This is a genomic window from Clostridium sp. MSTE9, assembly GCF_000277625.1.
GTDB lineage: Bacteria > Bacillota > Clostridia > Oscillospirales > Acutalibacteraceae > Faecalispora > Faecalispora jeddahensis.
Genome location: NZ_AKFU01000033.1, coordinates 99506 through 125259 on the forward strand (window position 1 = coordinate 99506; position 25754 = coordinate 125259).

Below are 25754 nucleotides of genomic sequence, written 5' to 3' on the forward strand. Positions count from 1 at the left end.
TATTTGGATGCTGTACCGGGCGGGGGCCTCAATACCCAGAACTTTTCCACTGAAGAAAGGATCATTATGATACGTCTGACAGACCAGGAATTCCAGACCATTGTAACCTATGTAAAAAATAACTACGGGATCAATCTGGCAAACAAGCGCCAGTTGATTGAAGCGCGCATGTATTCTGTTCTGGCGGAAAAGGGCATGAAGAGCTTTTCAGAGTATATGACCCTGATCCAGCAGAAGAATCCGGAAGAAATCATCGTTCTGCTGAACAAGCTGACGACAAACCACACCTATTTCATGCGGGAACCGGCCCATTTTGATTTTATCAAGAATAAATTTCTGCCCCTTCAGGAGCGCGTCAATCACCGCAAGCTTGTGCGGATCTGGAGCGCGGGCTGTTCCTCCGGCGAAGAGGCCTATACCACCTGCATGGTACTGAAGGATTACTTTAGCCTCAGCCGTCCCGGCTGGGATTTCCGCGTTCTCGCCACGGATATTTCCGAAAAGGCGATGTCTGCGGGAAAGACCGCCGTGTACAGCGCGGAATCTCTCAAAAACGTGCCGCAGGGCTGGCTGACCCGTTATTTTGTCAAGCAGGGGGCAGACCAGTACCGCATTAACGATGATATTCGCCGTCATGTGACGTTTCAGCGGCTGAATTTAATGCAGCCCTTTCCGCCGATGCAGCCGTTTGATCTGATCTTCTGTCGGAATGTCATGATCTATTTTGATCAGAACGACCGCAACAAGCTGATTAATAAATACTACGACATGCTCATCCCAGGTGGATTTTTGCTGATTGGGCATTCAGAGACCATACAAAGGGATAGCTCTAAGTTTATTTACCTGGAGCCGTCGGTGTATCAGAAAGGACAGTAAACCTATGCCTCTCAATCATATCATCAAGGTTCTGATTGTGGATGATTCGCTGTTTTTTCGAACGGCGCTGCAGAACGCTCTGCTGAAAGACCAGGGAATATCGGTGGTGGGTACCGCAGGCAGTGCGGCCGAAGCGGCGAAGAAGATTCAGGAGCTTTCGCCGGACGTCGTTACCATGGATGTGGAAATGCCCGATATGAAGGGCACGGATTTTTTAAGAAGACTGATTCCCCGGCGGCCCGTTCCGGTTGTGCTGGTCAGCTCGCTGGATCTCGGTATTTTTGACGCGCTCGATGCAGGCGCCGTCGACTTTATCCGTAAGCCTGCCGCAAGAACCGATTACAACTTGTTTTTTACCGAGCTGGCGACAAAAATCCGGATCGCCTCGACCGCAAAGGTCAAAGCCAAGGCTCCCTCCCCGCTGGATTCTCTGCCGACGCCTGCGCTCTCCTCCAATAACAAGGGGGAAAAAATCATTGCTATCGGCGCTTCTACCGGCGGAACCGAGGCGACGCTTGAAATCCTGAAAAAGCTTCCGGCGAATATTCCGGGTATTCTGGTCGTGCAGCATATGCCGCCCGGATTTACCAAAATGTACGCGGAGCGCCTCGACCGGCTTTGCAGCTTTTCTGTGGCGGAGGCTCAGGGCGGCGAACGTGTTGAGCCGGGCCGGGCTTATATTGCGCCGGGCGATAAGCACATGACCCTCGCCAAGGATTCCAGAGGCTACTATATCAAATGCGCCGCGGGCGAAAAAGTCAGCGGACACTGTCCGTCGGTAGATGTGCTGTTCCGCTCGGTCGCCGAAACGGCGGGCAAGGACGCCATGGGGATTATCCTGACCGGTATGGGCAGCGACGGAGCAAAGGGTCTGCTCGAAATGAGGAAGCAGGGGTCTTTCACAATCGGTCAGGACAAAGCGTCCTGTGTTGTTTACGGCATGCCGATGGTAGCGTTCGATATCGGCGCAGTGGTTCGTCAGGCGCCGTGTCCCTCCATCGCGGGGATCATCATCCAGCATCTGAATCAGGCGAAATAAACGCGCCGGAATCGGCGTGAACTAGAATAAAAAGAGCAGGGAACGGATATCCGTTCCCTGCTCTTTTTTCTGTCTTACTCCTGGACGAAATCCATCACGGACAGGTCTGCTTTTCGCAGAGCCTTTCAAACCCGGATCAGGGAGAAGCGGATGTGAAAAATGACGCTCCTTCTTCTCCCCGCCGCAAAAGGAGGGGACAAATTGGTATTTTCAAAATTCTGTTTGTCCAACGGATCATCAGGGCATGTTCGGGAGAAAAATAAAAATAAATTCAAAAATACTATTGAAATCGTACAAATAATGTACTATACTAAAAATCGAAAGAAGCTGGTAACGTTTCCGGTAACGTTACTGGAACGCTGAAGAACATATTTGTTAGGAGGAAAAATGATGAAAAAGGTTCTGACATTTTGCCTGGCAATGGCGATGACAGCTTCCATGGCCGCGTGCAGCAACAGCACCGGCGGAAGCCCCAGCAGCGCCGCCAGTGCAGCTCCTCAGGGGGAGCAAAGCATCTACTATCTGAACTTTAAGCCTGAGGTTGCTTCTGTTTACGAAGAGATCGCGAAAGCGTATAAAGAAGAAACCGGCGTTACTCTGAATGTGGTTACTGCTGCTTCCAATACTTATGAGCAGACCCTGAAGTCCGAAATCGCCAAAACAGATGCGCCGACGATCTTCCAGATCAACGGGCCGAGAGGCTACGCCAGCTGGAAGGATTATTGCGCAGACCTGAAAGACACCGAGCTGTACAAACACCTGACGGATAAGAGCCTGGCTGTTACAGACGGCGACGGCGTATATGGCATCCCTTATGTGGTAGAGGGCTACGGCATTATCTATAACCAGGCCATCATGGACAAATATTTCAAGACCTCCGGTGCGAAAGCAGCCTCTATGGCAGAGATCAACAGCTTTGATAAGCTCAAGGCGGTTGTGGAAGACATGACGGCGAAAAAAGACGAACTCGGCATCAAGGGCGTATTCTCTTCCACCTCTTTAAAACCCACGGATAACTGGCGCTGGCAGACTCATCTGGCCAATGTTCCGGTTTACTACGAGTTCAAAGACAACAAGATCGACTTGACCAGCGACGCCACAAAGGAAATCAAGTTCCAGTATTCCGACAATTTCAAGAATATCTTTGATCTTTATTTGAACAACTCCATTACTCCGAAGAATCTGCTCGGCACCAAGCAGGTCACCGATTCCATGGCGGAATTCGCGCTCGGCCAGACCGCGATGGTTCAGAACGGCAACTGGGCGTGGAGCCAGATCTCCGGCGTGCAGGGAAATACCGTAAAAGCGGAAGATGTTAAGTTCCTGCCCATCTACACCGGTATGCCCGGCGAAGAGAATCAGGGCCTGTGCATCGGCACCGAGAACTTCTTCGCGATCAACAAAGAGGCTCCTGCCGAAAAACAGAAGGCAGCCGAAGACTTCCTGTATTGGCTGTATTCCAGCAAGACCGGCAAGGACTTTGTCACCAACAAGCTGAACTTCATCGCTCCGTTCGACACTTTCACCGAGGACGAGAAGCCTACCGACCCGCTGGCGAAGGAAGTGCTCAACTGGATGTCCAAGGACGGTATCAACACGGTTCCGTGGAATTTCACCGTGTTCCCCAGCCAAACCTTTAAGGATGATTTTGGCGCCGCTTTGCTGCAGTATTCGCAGGGCAGCAAATCCTGGGTCGATGTGAAAAAACTGGTTGTTTCCGAATGGAAGAGTGAAAGCGCCCAGTAATAATATCATTTGTTTTTATGAACGGGAGAGCCGCTCCGCGCCCTGCGGCGCGGGGCGGCTTTTTCCATCAATGGACAAAAGCCGGTGACGGGGCGCACACTCCGGGATTGCTTTGGAAGGGGAGAAGAAAGCATGCAGAAAACACTTAAAAAATATTTCGCCGTTTTTGCGCTGCCGACGGTTATTGCGTTTGTGATCGCCTTTTTGGTTCCGTTCTTCATGGGCGTGTATCTGTCGTTCGCCAAGTTCACTACCGTAACGAACGCCAAATGGGTGGGTACGGATAATTACGTCCGTGCGTTTTCGGACTCGAATTTCCTGAATGCGCTGGGCTTTACAGCGAAATTCACCGTTGTATCTGTCATCGCCATCAACGTGCTGGCCTTTTTGCTGGCGCTGCTGCTCACACGCGGCATTCGCGGCACAAACGTGTTCCGCACCGCGTTCTTTATGCCGAACCTGATCGGCGGCATTGTGCTCGGCTATATCTGGCAGCTGCTGATCAACGGTGTGCTGCTGAAATTTGGGGTTGACATTACGTTCGATGCAAGTTATGGTTTTTGGGGACTGGTTGTCCTGATGAACTGGCAGATGATCGGCTATATGATGATTATTTATATTGCGGGAATCCAGAACATTCCCGGCGACGTGATCGAGGCGGCGCAGATCGATGGGGCCACACCCCGCCAGACGCTGTTTTATGTGACGATTCCTCTGGTGATGCCGTCCGTCACGATTTGTACCTTTTTAACGCTGACCAATTCGTTTAAGCTGTTTGACCAGAACTTTGCCCTCACCGGCGGCGCGCCGGCACGGCAGAGCGCTATGCTGGCCCTGGATATTTTCAATTCCTTCTACGGCCGCATGGGGTATGAGGGCGTCGGCCAGGCCAAGGCGGTTGTGTTCTTCCTGCTCGTGGCGGGAATCGCTCTGGTGCAGCTGATGGTGACCCGCAGCAGGGAGGTGGAAAACTGATGGAGAACACCGCAAAAAGAGTCAATACCATTCTGTTTGTTTTCCTTTTGATTCTGTTTTTCCTGTTTTTGATCCCGATTCTTCTTGTACTGATGAATTCCTTCAAGGGGCAGCTCTTTATTTCGAATGCTCCCTTTGCACTGCCGGATGCCACGACCTTTTCCGGCATCGATAACTATGTAAATGGCGTGCAGAAGATTGATTTTTTCCGCGCGTTTGGATATTCTTTATTTATTACGGTTTTTTCCGTTGCGGCAATTATCCTGTTTACCTCAATGACGGCCTGGTATATTACCCGGGTAAAGAGCCCGGTGACCTCCGCCTTATACTATCTGTTTGTGTTCAGCATGGTGGTTCCGTTCCAGATGGTCATGTATACCATGGTCAAGGTCGCCAATGTTCTGCGGCTTGATAACCCTTTTGGCATCATCGTGATCTACCTGGGCTTTGGCGCCGGGCTGTCGGTCTTTATGTTCAGCGGTTTTATCAAGAGCGTGCCGGTCGATATTGAGGAATCCTCCGTTATTGACGGCTGCAGCCCGCTTCAGACCTTCTTTCTCATCGTGTTTCCCATTCTGCGCCCCACGGCGATCACGGTCGCGATTCTGAATGCGATGTGGATCTGGAACGACTTTCTGCTGCCGTACCTTGTGATCGGCACCAAGTTCCGAACCATTCCAATTGCGATTCAGTATCTGCAGGGCGGGTACGGTTCGCGCGATATGGGCGCGCTGATGGCGATGTTGGTGCTCTCCATCATTCCGATCATCATTTTCTACCTGACCTGCCAGAAGCATATCATCAAGGGCGTGCTGGCCGGCGCGGTGAAGGGGTAATCCAGAATTCAAATTTTCACCCTGGGGGCGTTTTTATTGACTATTAAAGATATTGCACGGGAATCCGGGTTTGCGGTCAGCACGGTGTCGCGGGCCCTCAATAATCATCCCGACGTCAGTGAGGAAACAAAGCGAAAGATTCAGGCGGTCATTGAGGCGCATCGCTTTGTTCCCAATCAGAACGCCCGCCAGCTCAAGCAAACGGCGACCAACAGCATCGCGATTCTGGTCAAGGGTATTTCGAACATGCTGTTCGCCCCGATTTTGGAGCAGATGCAGGTGCTGATTGAAAAGGAAGGGTACACCGCGCAGGTGTGCTATCTGGATGAAGAGGACGATGAGGTCATTCAGGCGCAGCAGCTGATTCGCGAGAGCAAGCCCCTCGGCCTGCTGTTTCTGGGCGGCAATCTGCAGAATTTTGTCGAGGGTTTTGAGCAGATTTCGCTGCCGAGCGTGCTGGTGTCGACCGCGGCGGATCGTCTGGGCTTTTCGTATCTTTCCAGCGTCAGCACCGACGATACTGCCGCCGCGTCCCGCGCGGTGGAATACCTGATTCAGATGGGGCACCAGAATATCGGCGTGATCGGCGGCAACCGGCTCGATACCAACAGCATCAGCTATCTGCGGTATCTGGGCTGCCAGCGGACCTTTGAGCGGTACGGCATTCCGTTCCCGGAGGAACAGCGGTACCAGAAAGCCCGCTTTTCTTACGAGGACGGCTACCACGCCATGGAACGCCTGCTGCAAAGCTCCCCGGACATCACCGCGGTATTCGCCATGAGTGACGTGATGGCAATCGGCGCCTGCCGGTACCTGCTTGACCGGAACATCCGAATCCCACAGGACATTTCCGTGATGGGCTTCGACGGAATCGAGCTTGCGCAGTATTATAACCCGAAGCTCGCCACCATCGAGCAGTCCAAATCGAAAATGGCGGAGCGCGGGGTCAGTATTTTAATTGATTGTATTGAAAATCAGTCGGCAGCAGTTCACGAGCTGGCAGATTTCTGCCTGAGGGAGGGGGAAAGCGTCCGCCGCGTGGAGGGAGCTTTTACGGCCTGCGGTACGGCTGAGGGGGAATAAAATGAAAAAGCAAAAACCAATGGAGCGCGGGGCCGGTGTGCTTTTGCCGGTCACGAGCCTTCCGTCCCCCTATGGGATCGGCACCTTCGGGCAGGCGGCGTATGATTTTGTGGATTTTCTGGTTCAGGCTGGCCAGCGCTGGTGGCAGGTGCTGCCGCTGGGGCCGACGAGCTACGGCGACAGTCCATATCAGAGCTTTTCGGCATTTGCGGGGAATCCGTATCTGATCGATCTCGATGTTCTGCAGGAGCAGGGGCTTTTGACCACCGAAGAGCTGGAGCAGGCGGACTGCGGACAGAACCCGATCGATGTGGATTACGCTGCGCTGTACGAAAAGCGCTTCGCGGTGCTGCGCCGGGCTTTTGCACGAAGCAAGCACCGGAAAACCGTGGAATATCTGCTGTTCTGTGGGGAAAATGCGGAGTGGCTGGAGGAATATGCGCTGTACATGTCCCTGAAAACCGAGTTTGACGGCAGGGAATGGCTGGCCTGGCCGGAAGAGCTTCGCCTGCGCGAGCCGGAGGCCTTGCAGGCCTGCCGCAAGCGCAATACAGCAGAAATGGATTTTTGGAAATTCTGTCAGTTTGAGTTTTTCCGCCAGTGGTTCCGCCTGAAAGCATACGCGAATCAGCAGGGGATAGAGATCATCGGTGATATCCCCATTTATGTCGCGCTCGACAGCGCGGATGTGTGGTCGCAGGGCGAGCAGTTCCAGCTCGATGAGCAGCGCAGGCCCACGCTGGTGGCAGGCGTTCCGCCGGATCTGTTTTCCGAAACCGGTCAGCTGTGGGGCAACCCGCTGTATGACTGGGCGTTTATGGAGCGCGACGGATTTTCCTGGTGGAAGCAGCGCATGCGTTTTTCGGCGCGCCTGTACGATGTCATCCGCATCGACCATTTTGTCGGCATCGCGCATTACTACTCCATCCCGGCAGAAGAGACCACCGCCCTAAGCGGCTGGTGGAACCCCGGCCCGGGCCGCCCGCTGATTGAAGCCATCGCAGAGGTGATGGGTGACAAGCGTGTGATCGCAGAAAATCTCGGCGTCGTGATTCCGGAGGTGGACCGGCTGCTCAAAATCAGCGGATACCCCGGCATGAAGCTGATGCAGTTTGCCTTTGACGGCGATGAAACCAATTCCAATCTGCCGTTTCATTTTGGCCGCAACATGGTTGTGTACGGCGGCACGCACGATAACGAGACTTTGGTCGGCTTTTTTGCGCATCAAAAGCGGAAGCGGATGCGTTTTGCAAGAGAGTATTTGAATGTGAGAACGAGCCGCGAGGTTCCCGCGGCGCTCATCCGTGCGGGGTATGCCAGCGTTGCGAATACCGTGATTTTTCAGATGCAGGATTTGCTGGGGCTGGATAATTCCGCCCGGATCAACACGCCCTCCACACTGGGGCAGAATTGGCGCTGGCGGCTGGCGCCCGGCCAGGTACCACCGGAGCTTGCGGAGAACCTGCGCCGCATGATGAAGCTGTACGGAAGACACAGCACTGAATAAACTGCCGAGTTCGTTCTCCGCCGCAAGCGGGGGAAAGGAACGACTGTATTTGTATGAGACAGTTTTCAATGGAATTTACTAGAAAGCAGATTGGCGATACGCAGGAGGAAAAGCGCATGAATCAGTTTGAACAGCAGATTGATCAATACCTGGAATACGACTACGGTGTAACGGCACGGGAAGCATCGGTAGAGCAGCTGTATAACGCAGTATCCAAAGCGGCGATGAAGTCGCTTTCTTTTTCGGAGAATCCCGGGAAGCAGGCCTGCTATCTCTCGGCGGAATTTCTTCTCGGCCGGCTGATTTACAGCAATCTGCTGAACCTGGGGCTGCTGGAGCGCTGCCGTGCATACCTGAGCCGCAACGGCTTTGACCCCGGTGTGTTTGAAAGCATTGAAGACGATGCCCTTGGCAATGGCGGGCTTGGCAGGCTTGCCGCTTGTTTTCTGGATTCGGCAGCCACGCACAATATTCCGCTGCACGGGTTTGGCATCCGCTACAAATACGGGCTGTTCCATCAATATTTTGAGGAAGGATTTCAGAAAGAAATCGCCGACGATTGGCAGAAGGTCGGCGACCCGTGGGGAATCCGGCGGGAAAACGAAGCCGTTATCGTTTCGTTTGCCGATCAGACCGTGCGCGCTGTGCCCTACGATATGCCGGTGATCGGTTGGGGCGGGCACACCGTCAACCGGCTGCGCCTGTGGCAGGCAGAGCCGCTTTCCGCGTTCGATTTTGAGCAGTTCAACCTGCAAAAATATGATGAAGCGGTTGATGAGCGGGTGCGCGCTGAAGAAATCACAGTGGTGCTCTACCCGAACGACGATACTCCCGCCGGGAAGCGGCTGCGGCTCAAGCAGCAGTATTTCTTCTGCAGCGCGTCTTTGCAAAGCCTGATGAAAGAGTTTCTCCGCCGCCATGGCGAGGATTTTTCCCGTTTTGCCGGCGACTACGCGATTCAGCTCAACGATACCCACCCGGTTATCGCGATTCCGGAGCTTTTGCGCCTTTTGATGGAGGAGCATCAGCTTTCGTTTGAGCAGGCGTTCCCGATTGTGCGCGACACCTTTGCGTATACGAACCATACCATCATGGCCGAAGCACTGGAAAAATGGGACGTTTCCTTGTTCCTTTCCGTCGCACCGCAGGTGTACCCCTATGTAGTCATGCTGCAAAACAGCTTGAGCCGTGAAATTAAGGCGCGAAATGTGCCGCAGCAGGACAAAGCTGCCCTGCAGATCATCAGTGGCGGCCAGCTTCATATGGCGCGGTTGGCGGTGTATGCTTCCCATGCGACGAACGGCGTGGCGAAAATTCACAGCGAGCTGCTGAAAAGCGCGGTGCTGCCCGAGTGGTACCGGATGTATCCCGAGCGCTTCCAGAATAAAACGAACGGCATCACCCAGCGCCGCTGGCTGGCCTTGTGCAATCAGGAGCTCGCCGCGTTCATTACCGAGCGCATCGGCAGCGGCTGGGTCACCGATTTAAATCAGCTCGAGCGCCTCGCGCCTTACCTGAATGATCCGGCATCTCTCGCACAGTTTCGCGCGATCAAGCGGCAGAAAAAAATTCAGCTGTGCGATCACGTTCGAATCCATGAATACGGCTACGAGCTGAACCCCGATTTTATATTCGATGTGCAGATCAAGCGCCTGCACGAATACAAGCGTCAGCTTTTGAATGCGTTTTCGATTCTCGACCTGTATTTTGCCATCAAAGACGGTACGCTGACCGATTTTACTCCCACCGCGTTCCTGTTCGGGGCCAAGGCTGCGCCCGGTTACCGCCGCGCCAAGGGAATTATCAAATTCATCAACGAGATCGCCCGTATGGTCGATGCCGACCCCGAGGTGCGCAACAAAATTCAGGTGCTGTTTGTGCAGAACTATAATGTGTCCTATGCCGAAAAGCTGATTCCGGCGGCGGACGTTTCCGAGCAGATTTCCACCGCGGGCACCGAGGCCAGCGGCACCGGCAACATGAAGCTGATGCTGAACGGCGCGGTCACGCTCGGTACGCTGGACGGCGCGAATATCGAAATCGTCGAGCGGGCCGAGGCAGAGAACAATTATATTTTCGGCGCGACGGTGGAAGAGATCGCGCAGAATTTAGACACCTACGACCCGAAAGCGCTGTACGAATCGAACCCACGTATCCGCCGCGTGGTAGATACCCTGATCGATGGTACGCTGGACGACGGCGACACCGGGTTGTTCCGCGAGCTGTACGATTCGCTGCTGAAAGGCGCGTCGTGGCATCGCCCCGACCAGTACTACCTGCTGCGCGATTTCGAATCCTACTGTGACGCAAAGCTGCGCGCGAACCGCGATTATCACAATGCGGAGCAGTTCTCGCGCAAATGCCTGACGAATACCGCGCACGCCGGGCAGTTTTCCAGCGACCGCACGGTGCGCGAGTACGCGCGGGAGATTTGGGGCATTCCGGTTTCCCAATAAAAGTAAGCTTTTGAATTGACGGCTTTTCATCAAGGGGAGGGGAGCCTTAAGGATTCTAACTACGAACGGCCGGCAAACGGTGATCGAACGAACTTAGCTGCACGGTTTTGTCCCCAGATCAAAGGAAAAGACCAGCCTACAAGGCTGGTCTTTTCCTTTGATCTGGGTTTGTTGTGAAAGGAGAAGCGGCTGATCAGGAGCTGTCCCATTTTCTTTTTTTAACGACAGACCTTGTTTTGCGCCTTTTGGCCCAGCCACCCTAAAGCATAAAGGCAGCATTGTGTGGTGAATAGACTGAACTCTATTCGAGCAAACTGTCGTGCCTTATTCCTTTGTCACTACTTCTCCGTTTTTTGCCTTGTTCTCAGCAATAAATTCCTGAATCTGTTGGACAGTTGGCATAGCTGCCGAACAGCTTGGGGCAGAGACCAGCATTGCGGCGGAGGCCGTGCCAAATTCCAATGCATCCATCATCGGCCATCCTTCTAAAAGCGCGTAGAGAAATGCTGAACCATAGCCGTCTCCACCGCCGAACGATTTCAATAACTGAATGGAAAATGGCTTTATCACATAGCTCTCGCCATCATTTGTATAGGCGGTAGAACCTTCCTTCCCATGCTTGATGATGACGATTTTACAGCCGAAGCTATGCCATCTGCGGGCCGTTTGTGCATCTGAGCTTGTCCCGTTTATCATGAGGCGTTCCATCAGATCAAATTCTTCTTTTGAGCCAATGATGATATCGCTCTCTTTTCCCACCAAAGAATAATATATGGAAATTTCATCCTTCGATTTCCAGGTATAGGCTCGATAATCAATATCAAAAACAACCACAGTATGATATTTTTTAGCCAGCTGTATTGCTTTCAGGGTAGCTCCACGGCTTGGACTTTTACATAATGCCGTACCGGAAATTAAAAGTATCTTCGTATTTTTAATGTACTCCTCGTCAATATCCTCAGGGTCCAGCTGCAAATCTGCTACTCCATCACGGTACATCAGTAGGCTGCTTTGCGTGGGACTGAGAATTTCCGTAAAGGCCAGACCAAGCTTTTCACCGTTTTTACAGCGGGTGATATGAGAGGTATCAATTCCTTCCGCCCGAAAATATTGAACAACATATTCACCGAACCGATCATCGGATATTTTGCCGATAAAACCCACCTTTTTCCCCAAACGCGCCATGCCGACAGCGATGTTGGCGGGAGAACCGCCGACATATTTGTTAAAATGATTACTATAGACCAATGACTGATTGATATCAACAGGATTAAAATCAATACAGATTCTGCCAAGGGGAACTAAGTCATAGGCACGGCTATGATCAAAGTGAATGTATTCCATATACGACTCTCCTTTTCTATAAAATGATAATATTTTGGTTATATTATTGTTCTGTATTGAACATATTAGCGCAAATTTATTCGATTGTCAATCGATATACAAAATATCATATTGATTTATAAGAAAAAGTGGACTATAATAATATAAATAATATAAATAATATATAAGAATCGATAAGAAATATATATTATCTGATTGGTTAAAGGGGTTGTAAAAATTTGCGTACACAGCGAATTGAACAAATCAATGATTATATTTTAGAAAATAAAACGGTCAGTATTGATACTTTGTGTGAAGTGTTTCAAGTTTCGCGGAATACGATACGCCGCGATTTGGATTCTTTGGTCAAACGTGGCACGATCAGCAAAATTTATGGAGGCGTAATCGCAAATAACGTCAAAGAAACAGTGCCGTTTGAAGAACGAAATACAACCAATATCGATCTAAAGCAGAGAATTGCCAAAAAAGCGGCAGAATTTGTTCAGGATGGAGATGCGATTTTCATTGATTCCGGAACAACCGCCACAAGTTTATTCGATCAATTACCGAAAAATTTGAATTTAACGCTTTTTACCAATAACTTGGAAATCCTGATCAGATCGATCTATGAAAATGATTATCGTGTTTTTGCTACTGGAGGCCAGCTGGCAAAAGAAACATACTCCACTGTGGGGGCCGACGCGGCAAGAATTTTTAAAAATTATAATATCGGCAAGGCTTTTCTCTCCGCTACAGCCGTTTCCATTGAGCATGGCGCGACAAATTCCACGGAGGGAGAATACGAGGTCAAAAAAGCGGCGCTGGAATGCAGTACAATCACTTATTTATTAATAGACAGCACAAAATTCGATAAGTTTTCTCTGTTAACCTATGCGAAGCTGCCTGATTTTAATGCGGTTATTACCGATAAAATGCCGTCCAATCGTTATGTTGAGTACTTTAAAGAACATGGTGTGGAACTGATTATTGCGGATTAGCTGGTACGGAGTATTAGCTGAAAATTTAAAAGAGCAAACAGAAAGCTGGTATCAGTTGGAATATTCCAACTGATACCAGCTTTCTGTTTGCTTAAATAATCTAGAAACAGGTGAAAATGCGCAAAGTCTATAAAAAATATAAAAAGGTATCTTGACAATTGCCCATAATAATGTTATATTGTTCGCAGAATTTAACCATTATATAACCAAAAGATAACAATTATTTGCCATATCAATCTGTTGGGAGGTATGAAATGTGTTGGTTAACTTAAACCATCTGTTTAAACAACATAACAATTACGCAATTGCCGGTTTTAATGTTTACGGCTATGAAGACGCCATATCGGTAATCAAAGCGGCCGAAAATTTAAAGGAACCGGTTATTTTGATGGTAAATCGCGACGCGGAAAACCATATTCCGTTAGATATCATTGGGCCGATGCTGATATCGCTGGCAAAAAAGGCATCCGTCGCGGTGAGCGTTCATCTTGACCATTCGATCTGCATGAAATCGATTGAGCTGGCGATACAGGTCGGTTTCAGCTCCGTTATGTTTGATGGTTCTCAGCTCAGCAAGGAAGAGAATATCGACCTGACACGCAAAGTAATCGCTCTTGCTCATCCTCACGACGTTTCGGTAGAGGCCGAAATTGGCTCGGTTGGTTATTCGGATCCGGCGGTCAAGGCGAAATGGATTTATACGGAACCGGAAGAGGCGCTGGAATTTTATCAGGCGACCGGGGTGGACTGCCTCGCGGTTGCAGTGGGAACAGTGCATCGGATGACCGCACAAACCGCGAATATTCAGTTTGACAGGCTGAAGCGGATTCATGAGATGGTAAAGGTGCCTCTGGTGATACACGGTTCCACCGGTGTTCCGGATGAAGATTTGAAAAAGCTATCCGCTTCCGGCGTCAGTAAAATCAATATTGGCACTTCTTTGCGCATGGCTTTTGGCAAAACGTTGAGGCAGGCTATGGAGGACCAACCGGATGAATTTGACCGAATCAAGCTTTTTCAGTTACCGATGCAAGAGGTACAAAGAGCAGCAGAACAGAAGATGCAGGCAATAAGACCTTAAATCTGAAAGAAAATGGGGGATCAAAATGGGCACGATACAGCGGTTACAGCCTTTTATCAACGGGCAATGGGTGGTATCAAAGACAGAAAAGTACCTACCGATTTATAATCCGAGCACAGGGGAAATAATTGCGGAGGCTCCATGCTGTACAAAAGAAGAAGTGGAAAGCGCAGTCACTGCGGCAAAAGCCGCATACCCCGGGTGGTCAAACACCTCACCCGTCAAACGAGCACAGATTCTACATAAGGTCCGGCAGCTGATTGAAGAAAACATGGATGAGCTGACGCTCAGTGTCGCAAGGGAAAACGGAAAAGCGTGGGAAGAAGCCCAGGGAGATATTTTAAAAGCGAAGGAAGGCACAGAGCTTGCCTGCTCGATCCCTTCTTTGCTTTCGGGAATGGGGGAGACTCTGCGGGATGCTTCTTCCGGATACGATACCGTGCTGTATCGGGAGCCGATGGGCGTGTTCGCCGGCATTGTTCCCTTCAATTTTCCCGCGATGATTCCGATGGGGTGGATGACTCCCCAATGCGTCGCCTGCGGCAATACGATTGTGATAAAAGCGGCCAGTTTCACGCCGATGACAGTCATGAAGTTTGCTGAGCTGTATCAAAAGGCGGGACTCCCGGATGGTGTCATTAATATTGTCACCTGTTCACGGCATGAAGCGGAAATCTTGTTGACACATCCGGATGTCGTGGGGATTTCCTTTGTGGGCTCCACGCAAGTGGGACTGTCGATCTATTCGAAGGCGGCGCAGGCGGGCAAGCGCGTACAGGCGCTTTGTGAAGCGAAAAATCATGCTTTGGTGCTGGAGGACTCTCCGATTCAGCGCACGGCTGCGGGAATCATTAACGCTTCTTTTGGATGCGCGGGGGAACGCTGTATGGCGCTGCCGGTTGTCTGTGTGCAGGAAAGTATTGCGGACGAGCTGATCGAAGCGACCATACAAATGGCCAGGAATTTAAAGATTGGCCTGGCGTATGATCCAAGCACAAATTTAGGCCCTGTAATCAATGCGGATCATAAAAAGTCAGTCCTCGATTGGATCGAGCTGGGGATCAAAGAAGGCGCCCGTCTTGTTTTGGATGGACGAAACCCTTCCGTTCCCGGTTATGAAAATGGGTTTTACTTGGGCCCGACGATTTTTGATCATGTCGAGCCCGGTATGACAATCGGCGAGAGAGAAATATTTGGGCCCGTACTTTGCTTTAAGCGAGTAAAGGACTTTGAAGAGGGGATTGCGGTCATGAATACCAACCCGTTTGCCAACGGTTCGGTCATTTTCACGCAGAGCGGGCACTATGCGCGTGAGTTTGCAAAACGTACGGACGGCGGTATGGTAGGCGTTAATGTCGGCATCCCGGTTCCTGTCGGCGTATTCCCGTTTTCAGGCCATAAAAGATCCTTCTTTGGCGATTTGCATTGTTTGGGAAGAGATGGAATCCGTTTCTATACGGAGACAAAATCGGTAACCACAAGGTGGTTTGATGAGGAGGAAAAAGCGAAAAGTACAGTCTCCACATGGGATGGAACCATTTAACAGGAATATTGTGATTTAAAAATGGGAGGAAAGAAAATGTCTGGATGTAAAAAAGCGTTGACTATGATCTTGGCATTCGCGTTGTCCATCACTACACTGGCCGGTTGCCAGTCTGGATCCCAAAGCATTTCCTCTGCTGCAAAATCGGAAAGTCCCAATCAGCCCATTATTCTTAAGCACTGGTTTTGGCCTGACAGCGACATGCATACCCAGGTTATGCAAAGCATGGTGGATGATTTCAATGCGACCAACGGAAAAAACATTAAGGTCGAGCTTGAAATCCATCCGTGGGATGGCGGTCAGTATAGCCAGGATTTGTTTACCGCCGCGATGGGTGGAGGCGCACCGGATACCGCCGGGTTCAAGCTGACATCCACTCCTTTGTTTACAGCCAATCATTTATTAGAGCCGTTGGATTCTTACATTGATTCATGGGAGGATAAGGATGATATTCAGGATACGCTGTATAAAACATTGCGCAGCGTAACGAAAGACGACAATCTTTATTTAATGCCCTGGAACACACAGATCCTTTATGTTTATTACAGGCCTTCCATGTTTCAGGCGGCAGGTATCGATATTCCAAAGACCTATGAGGAATTTCTGCAAGACTGTCGTAAGCTGACCCGCGATACGAACGGGGATGGAAAAACAGATGTATACGGGTATGGCATTCGCGGTTCAAAAGGCGGCCAGGAGCCTTGGGGAAGCTTTATCTATGCCCGCGGCGGAAGCTTCGATAACCTGACATCGGACGCGTCAATTCAAGGCATGCAGGATTTCATTGATCTGTTTCAGGATGGATGCGCCCCGCCCTCGGCCCCCAATGACGGATTCAATGAAATCATTGCGAATTTCCAGTCGGGATTGACCGCTATGACCATACAGCATATCGGCACGTCGGTTAATATGGTAGAAAAATTCGGGGACGATGTCGGCGCCTTTGCGTTTCCGGATTCGCCTCAGGGCAGATGGACCTCCATGGGGGATACCGAAACGGTTATGTTCTCAAGCAGTAAAAACAAAGAGGCTGCTTTTGAATGGATGTCCTATCTGGCAACCGGCGCTGGTCAAAAAACATGGTGTGTGAAAACCGGGAACGTGCCTGTCAGTAAAACAGTCCAGCAGATGCCAGAGATTCAGAATAACCGTTTTATGAAGATATCGATTGAGGGCGCCCCATTTGCGGGAATCCTCCCCGTACTCGATACCACTACGGACTGGATCAACAATACATGGCCTGCGACGATTCAGGCGGCGCTGTTAGGAAAGATAACGGCGAAAGAGGCAATGGAACAATTGGACAAAGCGCTCTACTCAAAATAAATCTGTTTTCTGTAAGATAATAAGCTGAATTGAAATGACGGAATGGGTTGCTCAACGCTCAAAGAGCAGCCCATTTTATCATCAGCAGAAAAGAGGAGACTATTGTGTGAAGAAAGAGAAATTGTACATATGGCCGTACTTGTTAATTGCACCCGCATTATTCATTGTCGCGGCCGTTGTTTTTGTTCCGGTCGCCAATGCAATATTGATGAGTTTCCAAAGCTATGATCTTAGAAGACCCCGGGAAATTGTTTTTATCGGTCTTGCGAATTATATCGAGGTATTTCATGATCCGATCTTTTGGGGATCTTTGTTAAGAACCGCCCTGTGGGTGATATTCGGTGTGGGATTCCAGTTCCTTTTCGGTTTTATCCTGGCGAATTTTCTCAACAAGAGCTTTAAAGGGCGCGGCATCATTCGTTCCGTTAGTCTGATCCCCTGGGTTACCCCCGGCGTCCTGATCGGACTGATGTGGCGATGGATTTATGACGGCAGCTATGGCGTGCTGAACGATCTGCTGAAGAAGGTCGGCCTGATCGATATGCCGATCCCCTTCTTGGCGCAGGAATCCACGGTGATGCCATCGGTGATCGTGACGATCATCTGGCAGGGCATCCCGTTTTTCGCTCTGATGCTGCTTGCGGGCCTGCAGGGAGTCCCCGCCGAGTTGTACGAGGCTGCCGACATCGACGGTGCGAACGGCGCTCAAAAGCTGTTTCGCATTACGATCCCTTCCATTAAAAACACGATCTTCGTCACCACGCTGCTGCGTATCATCTGGGTGGCGAACTCGGTGGACGTTATTTTCAGCATGACAGGCGGCGGGCCGGCATATGCCTCCCAGACCCTGAGCGTTTACATCTTTAACAAGGCCAACTCGCTCAACCTGGGGTATTCCTCCACCATGTCGCTGCTGCTGACGCTGCTCTTGCTGGTGGTGGCGGTTCCATATCTGAAAAGTATGTTCAGGAATCAGGAGGGTTAAAAATGAAAAAAAGACACAGTGGTCTGATTGATTTTTTTGCCCTTTATCTCCCGCTGGGCGTGATCCTGCTGTTCTTGCTTTTCCCGTTTTACTGGACATTCGTGACGTCCATCAAACCGAAATCAGAGCTTTACGGCAGCGTAGTTACCTATTGGCCGCAGAACGTGGTTTTTGATTCTTACCATAAGCTTTTTGTGGATTTCAATTTTATCAAACCTATGGGGAACAGCCTGCTTGTTGCGGGCGTCACCACATTGGTCAGCCTGCTGGTTTCCATGCTGGCGGCATACGCGTTTTCGCGTTTCCGCTTTCCCGGCAGAAAAATATTTATGATTATGTTTTTGACCAACAATATGTTCCCAACGGTGCTGCTGCTCATTCCTCTGTATTCCATCATGCGCTCTATGGGAATCCTTTATACTCCAATCGCTCTCATATTATCCTATACTACGTTTACCATTCCGTTTTCCGTGTGGCTGCTGAATGGTTATCTGAACGATCTTCCCAAATCGCTTGAAGAAGCGGCCATGGTAGACGGAGCCAGCCGATCACAGGCGTTCATGCGCATCATATTTCCCGTATTAATCCCATGTCTTGTTGCCACCGGCGCTTATATCTTTATGACGTCCTGGAATGAATACACCTTTGCCGTCTTGTTTACCAATGAAACCAGCCGTACGATCCCTGTGGCGCTTAAAAACTTAATCGGCCAGTTGGGAGTGCAGTGGGATCTTCTGACGGCGGGCGGCATAATCACCATAATCCCTGTCTGCATCATGTTCTTTTTTGCACAGAAGCGGTTAGTCGCGGGACTTACTGCCGGAGCGGTAAAAGGATAAATAAAGGAGTTACAGCAATGAATCGTGAAATTCAGCAAGAAAAGGCAAGACAGTTGAGGGCCGATATTCTAAAGATGCTTTATCTCTGTCAGTCGGGCCACCCCGGCGGATCACTTTCCTGCGTCGAAATTCTTCTGGCTCTTTACTACAACAGTATGAAGATCGATCCGAAGAACCCTCAGATGGCCGACCGCGACCGTTTTGTCCTGAGCAAGGGCCACGCGTGTCCCGCTTTGTATGCCGTTTTGGCGGATCGGGGCTTTTTCCCGCGCGAGGATCTTTGGACGCTTCGCCAATACGGATCTCATCTGCAGGGGCATCCCGATATGAGAAAGACCGTGGGTGTTGACTGCAACACGGGGTCTCTGGGCCAGGGCGTTTCCATCGCGACTGGCATGGCAATGGCGGCCAAGCATGCAAAGGCGGATTATAAGGTGTACGTGCTCATCGGCGACGGTGAGATGCAGGAGGGCCTTGTCTGGGAGGCGGCGATGGCTGCGGCTCACTACCGGCTCGACAATTTGACCGTCCTGCTCGACTTCAACCACTTGCAGATCGACGGCTCCAACGATGAGGTTATGGGGGTCGGCAGCCCGATGGCCAAGTATGAATCGTTTGGATTTGAATGCTTTCGGGTGAACGGCCACGATGTCGACGCGATCACGCAAGCGCTGAAGGTTTCTGTCTTCGGCAAACCCAAGTTCATCTGCTGCGACACCCATAAGGGGCAGGGCGTTTCCTTTATGGTGGATCAGTTCGGGTGGCACGGCAAAGCGCCGAACAAAGATCAGTATATTGCCGCAATGAAGGAACTGGGGGTAGAAGTCGATGGCTGAGAGCAAATCTTTAAGAGTGGCGTACGGCGAAGCTCTGGTAGAGCTCGGCGCAAAAAACGATAAAGTTGTGGTCATGGATGCCGATCTGGCGCACGCGACCATGACAAGTACCTTCGCCGCAAAATATCCGGATCGTTTCTTCAACTTCGGCATCGCGGAGGCAAACATGGTGTGTGGAGCTGCGGGCTTTGCGCACTCGGGCTTTCTGCCGTTTGTCAGTACGTTCGCACTGTTCGGCGCGGGCCGCGCTTATGAGCAGATTCGCAATTCCGTCAGCTATGTCAATGCAAATGTGAAATTTGGCCTTTCACACTCCGGCCTGTGCGTCGGCGAGGACGGCGGCAGCCACCAGTCCATTGAAGATATCGCGCTGATGCGGGTGCTGCCCGACATGACGATCTTTGTTCCCTGCGACGCAGTTGAGATGAAAAAAGCCGTCTTCGCGGCCGCCGGGATTGATGGGCCGGTGTATATTCGCGTCGCGCGCCCGGTCTGCGATATTCTCACCAAAGAATCCGATCCGTTTATCCCCGGCAAGGCAAATGTTTTGAGGGATGGCGGCGACGTGTGCGTTATTGCAGCTGGCCTGATGATCCCGGAAGCCCTGAAAGCCGCCGAGCTGCTGGAAAAAGACGGTGTGAGCGCCGCGGTCGTCAACATGCACACCATTAAACCCATCGACAGCGAGATCATTTTAACAATGGCCGGGAAATGCGGGGCGATCGTTACCGCGGAAGAACATTCCATTATCGGCGGTCTTGGCTCCGCTGTGGCGGAGGTTCTTGCGGGCAGATCAGCGGCCAAATTTGCCCGCGTCGGTATCCAGGATAAATTCGGTCAGTCCGGCAAGCCTGCCGATTTGTTCAAAGCTTACGGGTTGACCGCAGAAAATATAGCCGAAACCTGCAGAATGATTCTGAAATAGAATACAGGCGAAGACAGGGGAATGGGCCGATTGTTCCTACCATTCGTCCGGTGGTGATCCAACCGTCCGCGTGGTGGAGACTGATGAGGACATACCGGGAACTCCGGATAGCTCGGTTGTTTTTTCTCCACATATTCGGGGTGCCCTAAAACCCGCGTTTTTTGTATCTGTATTACATTTGCAAAGCGAAGCCTCTCTGAAATCGGAGTGATTTCAGAGAGGCTTCGCTTTGCCGCTGGACAGGTGATTCAACTTTGCAAATCAGAATGAAAGCTGACTGGCAGGCCGAAATAATGGGGATATGGAAAAAGCCCAAAGTTGGAGGCATTCCGGTGAATCAGGAAAGGAAATGCAGGGCAAGCCGAGAAATCATCGAACCGGATTCATTCGATCCGAATCACTTCTTTTTCGGCTCCCAGATTTCAGTGCCTGGCTCCTTAATGTATGCATGCTCGGGCAGAAAATAAGGTGCGATATAGGGATTACCATCCAAATGGCGGATACACCACATATACCACAGGGCATATCCCGGCCCTGCAACCTGGGGATGTGTGTAGTTGGCTTCGAGGAAAACTGTATCGTTATTATGGACTTTAATGACGTCATCGCCCACTTCGCTGAAGCCATAACCGTTGGCCGGATTAAACTTATAATAATAGATTTCCGGCTGCGGATGAATATGGGGAGGATAGCTGGACCACTTGCCCGGAATATTAATGACTTCGCCCAGAATCATATTGGACCAGGGAGCATTGCTTTTATCAAATACAGTGCGTACGATACGGGTGCAGGTTTCTTTCATGGTACCGGCACCGCGAAATTCATCCGCCGTATCTTCAGGAGCGTAAAGGTTGGCGTCAAAAGCGGTATCGTTGTTGGTACGATGTACGGTAACCTCGCTGTCTTCGGCCTCGCCGGTGATGGAAACCTTTGTTCCGGCAGGCACATGCAGTACCCAGGGGGATTCATCAAAACAGTTTTTCCTGCGGATGGTTTTCTGCTTGCCTTCCCATTGAATGGTGACTTCGCCATAAATAAGCATATAAGCGCATTCCAAGGGCTGTTCTTCTTCAAAGTTTTGATTCTTCTTTAACCTTAGAACGCCAAAGTCCATGAGCATGCTGGCATGCGGTCCATTCATTTCGGCAATGCGCGTGTACCCATATGCCATTTCTTTTTCCCCTTTTCTAATACAATCGTACATTGCAAATCCTCCTTACAAAATAAGGGCCCTGTTTTATATTGAGTATTTTATGGTTATTTTTTGGATAACTTATTTTTATAATAGTCCGATACAATGTCTTTGTCAACCCGATTCGGGTGAAATTATTCATAAAATAATCTATTTTTTTAAAAATATGTAACTGTGTTGGTCTGGTGTTGCTAATGTTGTTCAAATTTGATCGTTTTATGCGGGCCTCAACTATAAACTCCTTGTCAAAGGACTTCCATGGATTTTGATGGGACAGGGGATGGAGGTGCTTCTTTTGCGACGCCAAGCTGCGCGCGAACCGCGATTACTGTAACGCGGTGCAATTTTCGCGCAAATGCCTGACGAATACCGCGCACGCCGGGCAGTTCTCCAGCGACCGCACGGTGCGCGAGTACGCGCGGGAGATTTGGGGCATTCCGGTTTCCCAATAAAAAACAAATGAAACAAAGAGGGCGTGCCGGTCAGCTGACACCCGATCAAGAAGTTTCGGGGAACATTCCGATTGGGCAGTCGGCAAACAGAGTGTGATAATAAAAGACGGACGATCGGCTAAAGCCGATCGTCCGTCTTTTGCGTTGTGAAGGGCAGGGCAAAACCGTAACACACTCAACGGGATTTTCAAATGAACAGCCGCTATTTTCTGATTGCACAGGCTTGGTTCTTTTACATTTGGATTTGTCAATGTTTTCATAAAAGCATAAATATCTTGCAAGTCTTTAGCGGTATTGATAAAATATACGTAAATCGATTTACATAATCAGCGCCGTCTTGGGTCGTCTTTGGTCAGTTTCGCATCACCGCAAAGACTCCGGCCCCATGGTTAATTGATAATAATAAGGAGTTTTATTCATGAAGGGGAATGTCAGTATCAAAGCAGGTCTATCTTTCGGGGGGATCATGGGCTTGTTCTTTGCTTTACTATTCGGAATAACGGCAGGTCAAAAAGACGGATTACACGGGCTTTTGTTAGGGATTCTATTGGGTTTGGCCGCAGGACTTCTTTCGGGTGTATTATTCGGCCTGTTCATGGACTTTTTTGCTATGGTACAGACAAAGAAATTTGAATCTTTACGCAGCCAAATGGCAATGAAATATAGAATTGTTTTTGAGAGTGGAGCAAACCATTTTATGAACAAAGAGAGCGTTGGCGGCTGGCTTTTTTTAACGTCTGAGGTCTTGCTTTTTAAATCGCATCAATTCAACATTCAAAATCATGAACTGTCGATTCCAATGAACATCATAAAGTCTGTCACCCCCTGCAAGGTACTTAACTTCGCAACAGGTCTGAAAATAGAAAAGACAGATGGCGAATGGGAAAAATTCGTAGTAAATAATAATAACGAATGGGCAGCAAAGATAAACGAATTGATTGTAAAGTGTGAGCAAAAAGAGAATTCCATGTGTATGTAGGCAGCAGCGGTTATATCCACTCCCCTGAGGGATATGACGCACTAGGTATCCCATTTAGCGTCGAAAAAACAGTATTTGTTCCATTAGATTTTTCTACGAAAGAAGGCCCGCACCTGCTGTCAGGTGCGGGCCTTTTTGTATCAATCCTGCTTTTACAAAAACATATCAAACGTGTTCCAGATGTTGTCGTATTCCTGAAGCCGCTTTTCCAGATCGGTGTTTTTGGCGCGGCCGATATAGGTGATCAGCATGTTGATAATGCTCAGCGGAGCTACAAAGGAATCGAGGAAGGTCGGCATTTTGGTGCAGCTCAGCAGATAATCGTCCGACCAGGGAATCAAGGGGGAGAGGAGCGTATCTGTGATCGAGATCGTTTTGCAGCCTTTTTCTTTTGCGAATTTCATCATCTGGTACGTCGCTTTCGAATACCGCTCAAAGCTCAATCCGATAAACAAATCCTCCGACGTAACGGATTCCAGCCGTTCAATGTCATCCGACAAAGAGGTGATCAGTGTGACGTTGTCGAGGATCATATTCAGGTAATACCAGAAAAAAGTGCCCAGTGAAGCGGCACTGCGGCAGCTGATGATAAAAATGTGCTTTGCAGAAATGATTTCTGCGCAGATTTTTTTCACCTTTTCAATGTCCGTGTTTTCGAGCGTCTGAAGAATATTGTTCACGTCGTCCTTCATCACGTCCAGAATCTCATTGTCCTGGTAAGCGTGGTACGACATGATCAGGCGGTCTTTGACGGAAAGATGCTGCTGCGTTGCCTCCTGCAAAGCTTCGCGCAGCTCCGGGTAGCCCTTAAATCCAAGAAACACAGAAAAACGAATCACAGAAGCTTCGCTTACTCCGGCCAATTGCGCCAGCTTGCGCACATTGTAAAAAGAAACGGAATTTCTGTTGTTCAGAATATAGTCCGCAATTTTGGTTTGCGTTTTACTCATTTGAGGCAGTTCGGCAGCCAGCTTTTGATAAATATCCATTTGATGACTCCTCTGCAAAACATATTGTACTGGAAATCATATCTTAAATAAGCAAACTGGGTTACAAAAACTCTATTATGACTTTCGTAACCGCCTGACTGATGATTCAATGCTCTCTCAGCCGCCAAAAGCTCTGCTTTTGCCTGCGGCGTGAGGTTATTATATCATCCACATCATACAAGCACGCAAAAACTTTCTTTCAGCATTCGTAATCGCCAAGCTGATGATTCAATGTTCTCTCAGCCGCCAAAAGCTCTGCTTTTGCCTGCGGCGTGAGGTTATTATATCATGTTTGCCAAAAAAAACAATGGACAAGCTTTGAAATATAAATTTCATAATTAAATAATTATGAAATTTATATTGACAAAACGAAATTTCAGTAGTATATTCAACCTATACAAATCGAAAAGCGCTTTCAAATTTGTACGGTTTACCATGGTTCCCTTTCATATGAGTGTGCACATTCCTGAGTAAGTTGAATTCGCAGGTGTCTATTGAGAGGAGGTAAAACATGGTTGTATCCCTGAATTTAATTCAAAGCGTATTTCTGGGGGTATTGGTATTCCTGATGGGAAACGCGATCGTCAAAAGGGTTCCCTTTCTGGAGAAATACTGTATTCCCGCCCCTGTGGTAGGAGGTTTGATCTTTTCCATTTTTCATCTGATCGGCGTTCAGTCAGGAGCCTATTCCTTCACCTTCGATATGGCGTTAAAAGATTTCTTTATGATCGCGTTCTTCTGTACGATCGGCTTCAGCGCCAGCCTGCGCATCATTAAAGCGGGCGGTATCGCGATTGCGATTTTGTTCGTGATTTCTTCCGTTATGCTGGTGATCCAGAATCTGTGGGGAATTACCATCGCACGCGCCTTTGGGCTGAATCCGCTTTTGGGCATGTGCGCTGGCTCCATTTCGCTGATGGGCGGCGTCGGCTCGTCCGCCGCGTTTGCCCCGATCATGGAGCAGAACGGGGCAGCGGGAGGGCTAACGGTCGCCATCACCTCCGCAACTTTCGGTCTGGTCATGGGCGGCTTGGTCAGCGGGCCGATCGCGAAGCGGCTGATCGAAAAGCACCGCCTGATGACCCGGCAGGAAAGCGATTCCACGAAGCCCCAGGTAGATTATTCCGCGCTTGCTGTGGAAGAAGAAGTGAAATCCGTTCCGACAGAGCATCTACATATGGGATTTTTCCAGATCGTAATCGCCATGGGCTTTGGAACGCTGATTTCAAAGGCAATCGAGATGACCGGCATGGTGTTCCCGGCATATGTCGGCGCGATTTTTGCCGCGGCGATCATCCTCAACAGCAGCGAAAAGCTGGGCATCCGCATTTATACCAAAGAAATCGAGGTATTCGGCAGTCTGTTCCTGAATGTGTTCCTCGCGATGACGATCATGTCCCTGGAAATCTGGAAGCTTGTCGAAGTCGCCATACCGCTGATTATCATATTGATCGGTCAGGTGATTCTGCTCGCGCTGTACGCCTATTTCATCGTTTACCGCGCGGTCGGGCGCGATTACGATGCAGCCGTGATGAGCGCCGGATTTTACGGGTACGCCATGGGGGCGACGCCGAACGCGATGGCCAGTATGAGCGCGGTGGTTTCCCACTTTGACAGACCTTCGCCAAAGGCCTTTTTCACCGTGCCGATTGTCGGCGGCTTCCTGATGGATTTTGCCATGGCGGTTTTGATCATGACGCATATGAATCTGATCCTGCAGGGAGTCTTATAGCAAAATGCCACGCTTGCGGCTTCTATAAGCCATAAG

21 protein-coding genes are annotated in these 25754 nt (G+C 50.0%); 18 read left to right on the forward strand and 3 right to left on the reverse strand.

The features are described from left to right. The first annotated feature begins 66 nt into the window (after positions 1 to 66). The 8 genes from HMPREF1141_RS08155 to HMPREF1141_RS08195 all read left to right on the forward strand — a co-directional run bounded on the left by HMPREF1141_RS08155 (position 67) and on the right by HMPREF1141_RS08195 (position 10518). Positions 67 to 876, forward strand: a complete 810-nt coding sequence (locus HMPREF1141_RS08155) for a protein-glutamate O-methyltransferase (RefSeq protein ID WP_035316810.1) — start codon at positions 67 to 69, stop codon at positions 874 to 876. A 4-nt stretch (positions 877 to 880) separates the two neighbouring features. After that, entirely contained in the window at positions 881 to 1915 is a 1035-nt protein-coding gene (locus HMPREF1141_RS08160) for a chemotaxis response regulator protein-glutamate methylesterase (protein ID WP_009062987.1), read from the forward strand. Between the two features lie 387 nt (positions 1916 to 2302). After that, positions 2303 to 3661: an ABC transporter substrate-binding protein gene (locus tag HMPREF1141_RS08170; RefSeq protein WP_009063028.1), complete on the forward strand. Its 1359-nt coding sequence runs from the start codon at positions 2303 to 2305 to the stop codon at positions 3659 to 3661. 132 nt (positions 3662 to 3793) lie between these two features. Then, entirely contained in the window at positions 3794 to 4636 is an 843-nt protein-coding gene (locus HMPREF1141_RS08175; RefSeq protein WP_009063157.1) for a sugar ABC transporter permease, read from the forward strand. Beyond that, on the forward strand, positions 4636 to 5472 hold the full coding sequence (locus HMPREF1141_RS08180) for a carbohydrate ABC transporter permease (protein ID WP_009063012.1): 837 nt from the start codon (positions 4636 to 4638) through the stop codon (positions 5470 to 5472). The genes HMPREF1141_RS08175 and HMPREF1141_RS08180 overlap by 1 nt, the downstream gene beginning before the upstream one ends. A gap of 36 nt (positions 5473 to 5508) precedes the next feature. Then, a complete protein-coding gene (locus HMPREF1141_RS08185) occupies positions 5509 to 6555 on the forward strand; it encodes a LacI family DNA-binding transcriptional regulator (protein WP_009062892.1) in 1047 nt (348 codons plus the stop codon). A gap of 1 nt (position 6556) precedes the next feature. Next, positions 6557 to 8062, forward strand: coding sequence for a 4-alpha-glucanotransferase (gene malQ, locus HMPREF1141_RS08190; RefSeq protein WP_009062866.1), 1506 nt, complete (start codon positions 6557 to 6559; stop codon positions 8060 to 8062). Between the two features lie 116 nt (positions 8063 to 8178). After that, on the forward strand, positions 8179 to 10518 hold the full coding sequence (locus tag HMPREF1141_RS08195; RefSeq protein WP_035316812.1) for a glycogen/starch/alpha-glucan phosphorylase: 2340 nt from the start codon (positions 8179 to 8181) through the stop codon (positions 10516 to 10518). 324 nt (positions 10519 to 10842) lie between these two features. Here HMPREF1141_RS08195 and iolC read toward each other — a convergent pair whose 3' ends face one another. Next, positions 10843 to 11862, reverse strand: a complete 1020-nt coding sequence (iolC, locus tag HMPREF1141_RS08200) for a 5-dehydro-2-deoxygluconokinase (protein WP_009062992.1) — start codon at positions 11860 to 11862, stop codon at positions 10843 to 10845. 218 nt (positions 11863 to 12080) lie between these two features. On the opposite strand from iolC, the gene HMPREF1141_RS08205 reads away from it, so the two are divergent. The 8 genes from HMPREF1141_RS08205 to HMPREF1141_RS08240 all read left to right on the forward strand — a co-directional run bounded on the left by HMPREF1141_RS08205 (position 12081) and on the right by HMPREF1141_RS08240 (position 20374). Next, positions 12081 to 12839, forward strand: a complete 759-nt coding sequence (locus HMPREF1141_RS08205; RefSeq protein WP_009063161.1) for a DeoR/GlpR family DNA-binding transcription regulator — start codon at positions 12081 to 12083, stop codon at positions 12837 to 12839. 256 nt (positions 12840 to 13095) lie between these two features. Beyond that, on the forward strand, positions 13096 to 13920 hold the full coding sequence (locus HMPREF1141_RS08210) for a class II fructose-bisphosphate aldolase (RefSeq protein WP_035316784.1): 825 nt from the start codon (positions 13096 to 13098) through the stop codon (positions 13918 to 13920). 25 nt (positions 13921 to 13945) lie between these two features. Then, a complete protein-coding gene (locus tag HMPREF1141_RS08215; RefSeq protein WP_009063076.1) occupies positions 13946 to 15463 on the forward strand; it encodes a CoA-acylating methylmalonate-semialdehyde dehydrogenase in 1518 nt (505 codons plus the stop codon). Between the two features lie 21 nt (positions 15464 to 15484). After that, the gene (locus HMPREF1141_RS08220) at positions 15485 to 16789 is read left to right on the forward strand and encodes a sugar ABC transporter substrate-binding protein (RefSeq protein ID WP_242824576.1); all 1305 of its coding nucleotides are present in this window, start codon (positions 15485 to 15487) and stop codon (positions 16787 to 16789) included. A 106-nt stretch (positions 16790 to 16895) separates the two neighbouring features. After that, positions 16896 to 17774 carry a sugar ABC transporter permease gene (locus tag HMPREF1141_RS08225; RefSeq protein ID WP_009063099.1) on the forward strand — a complete coding sequence of 293 codons (879 nt, stop codon included), beginning with the start codon at positions 16896 to 16898 and terminating at the stop codon, positions 17772 to 17774. A gap of 2 nt (positions 17775 to 17776) precedes the next feature. Further along, positions 17777 to 18613, forward strand: a complete 837-nt coding sequence (locus HMPREF1141_RS08230) for a carbohydrate ABC transporter permease (RefSeq protein ID WP_009063015.1) — start codon at positions 17777 to 17779, stop codon at positions 18611 to 18613. Positions 18614 to 18630: 17 nt separating this feature from the next. Further along, positions 18631 to 19449 (forward strand): transketolase, encoded by an 819-nt coding sequence (locus HMPREF1141_RS08235; protein ID WP_009063114.1) that lies wholly within the window; start codon positions 18631 to 18633, stop codon positions 19447 to 19449. Continuing rightward, positions 19442 to 20374 carry a transketolase family protein gene (locus tag HMPREF1141_RS08240; protein WP_009063082.1) on the forward strand — a complete coding sequence of 311 codons (933 nt, stop codon included), beginning with the start codon at positions 19442 to 19444 and terminating at the stop codon, positions 20372 to 20374. The genes HMPREF1141_RS08235 and HMPREF1141_RS08240 overlap by 8 nt, the downstream gene beginning before the upstream one ends. Positions 20375 to 20771: 397 nt before the next feature. Here the strand turns inward: HMPREF1141_RS08240 and HMPREF1141_RS08245 are convergent, their stop codons facing one another. Further along, entirely contained in the window at positions 20772 to 21578 is an 807-nt protein-coding gene (locus tag HMPREF1141_RS08245; RefSeq protein WP_009063053.1) for a 5-deoxy-glucuronate isomerase, read from the reverse strand. Positions 21579 to 22436: 858 nt separating this feature from the next. Here HMPREF1141_RS08245 and HMPREF1141_RS08250 point away from each other — a divergent pair. Next, positions 22437 to 22997 carry a hypothetical protein gene (locus HMPREF1141_RS08250; RefSeq protein WP_009063048.1) on the forward strand — a complete coding sequence of 187 codons (561 nt, stop codon included), beginning with the start codon at positions 22437 to 22439 and terminating at the stop codon, positions 22995 to 22997. Positions 22998 to 23149: 152 nt separating this feature from the next. Here HMPREF1141_RS08250 and HMPREF1141_RS08255 read toward each other — a convergent pair whose 3' ends face one another. Beyond that, positions 23150 to 23986 (reverse strand): MurR/RpiR family transcriptional regulator, encoded by an 837-nt coding sequence (locus HMPREF1141_RS08255; protein ID WP_009063169.1) that lies wholly within the window; start codon positions 23984 to 23986, stop codon positions 23150 to 23152. Between the two features lie 511 nt (positions 23987 to 24497). Here HMPREF1141_RS08255 and gltS point away from each other — a divergent pair. Continuing rightward, complete coding sequence (gene gltS, locus HMPREF1141_RS08260) at positions 24498 to 25718, forward strand: sodium/glutamate symporter (protein WP_009062963.1); 1221 nt, start codon at positions 24498 to 24500, stop codon at positions 25716 to 25718. Positions 25719 to 25754 lie beyond the last annotated feature (36 nt).

Excerpts from the sequence above, each read along its gene's own strand:
- HMPREF1141_RS08245 (WP_009063053.1), bottom strand. The coding sequence starts at position 21,578 with ATGTACGATTGTATTAGAAAAGGGGAAAAAGAAATGGCATATGGGTAC.
- gltS (WP_009062963.1), top strand. The coding sequence starts at position 24,498 with ATGGTTGTATCCCTGAATTTAATTCAAAGCGTATTTCTGGGGGTATTG.
- HMPREF1141_RS08220 (WP_242824576.1), top strand. The coding sequence starts at position 15,485 with ATGGGAGGAAAGAAAATGTCTGGATGTAAAAAAGCGTTGACTATGATC.
- iolC (WP_009062992.1), bottom strand. The coding sequence starts at position 11,862 with ATGGAATACATTCACTTTGATCATAGCCGTGCCTATGACTTAGTTCCC.
- HMPREF1141_RS08180 (WP_009063012.1), top strand. The coding sequence starts at position 4,636 with ATGGAGAACACCGCAAAAAGAGTCAATACCATTCTGTTTGTTTTCCTT.
- HMPREF1141_RS08215 (WP_009063076.1), top strand. The coding sequence starts at position 13,946 with ATGGGCACGATACAGCGGTTACAGCCTTTTATCAACGGGCAATGGGTG.
- HMPREF1141_RS08155 (WP_035316810.1), top strand. The coding sequence starts at position 67 with ATGATACGTCTGACAGACCAGGAATTCCAGACCATTGTAACCTATGTA.
- HMPREF1141_RS08160 (WP_009062987.1), top strand. The coding sequence starts at position 881 with ATGCCTCTCAATCATATCATCAAGGTTCTGATTGTGGATGATTCGCTG.
- HMPREF1141_RS08235 (WP_009063114.1), top strand. The coding sequence starts at position 18,631 with ATGAATCGTGAAATTCAGCAAGAAAAGGCAAGACAGTTGAGGGCCGAT.
- HMPREF1141_RS08250 (WP_009063048.1), top strand. The coding sequence starts at position 22,437 with ATGAAGGGGAATGTCAGTATCAAAGCAGGTCTATCTTTCGGGGGGATC.
- HMPREF1141_RS08255 (WP_009063169.1), bottom strand. The coding sequence starts at position 23,986 with ATGGATATTTATCAAAAGCTGGCTGCCGAACTGCCTCAAATGAGTAAA.
- HMPREF1141_RS08240 (WP_009063082.1), top strand. The coding sequence starts at position 19,442 with ATGGCTGAGAGCAAATCTTTAAGAGTGGCGTACGGCGAAGCTCTGGTA.
- malQ (WP_009062866.1), top strand. The coding sequence starts at position 6,557 with ATGAAAAAGCAAAAACCAATGGAGCGCGGGGCCGGTGTGCTTTTGCCG.
- HMPREF1141_RS08195 (WP_035316812.1), top strand. The coding sequence starts at position 8,179 with ATGAATCAGTTTGAACAGCAGATTGATCAATACCTGGAATACGACTAC.
- HMPREF1141_RS08230 (WP_009063015.1), top strand. The coding sequence starts at position 17,777 with ATGAAAAAAAGACACAGTGGTCTGATTGATTTTTTTGCCCTTTATCTC.
- HMPREF1141_RS08175 (WP_009063157.1), top strand. The coding sequence starts at position 3,794 with ATGCAGAAAACACTTAAAAAATATTTCGCCGTTTTTGCGCTGCCGACG.
- HMPREF1141_RS08170 (WP_009063028.1), top strand. The coding sequence starts at position 2,303 with ATGATGAAAAAGGTTCTGACATTTTGCCTGGCAATGGCGATGACAGCT.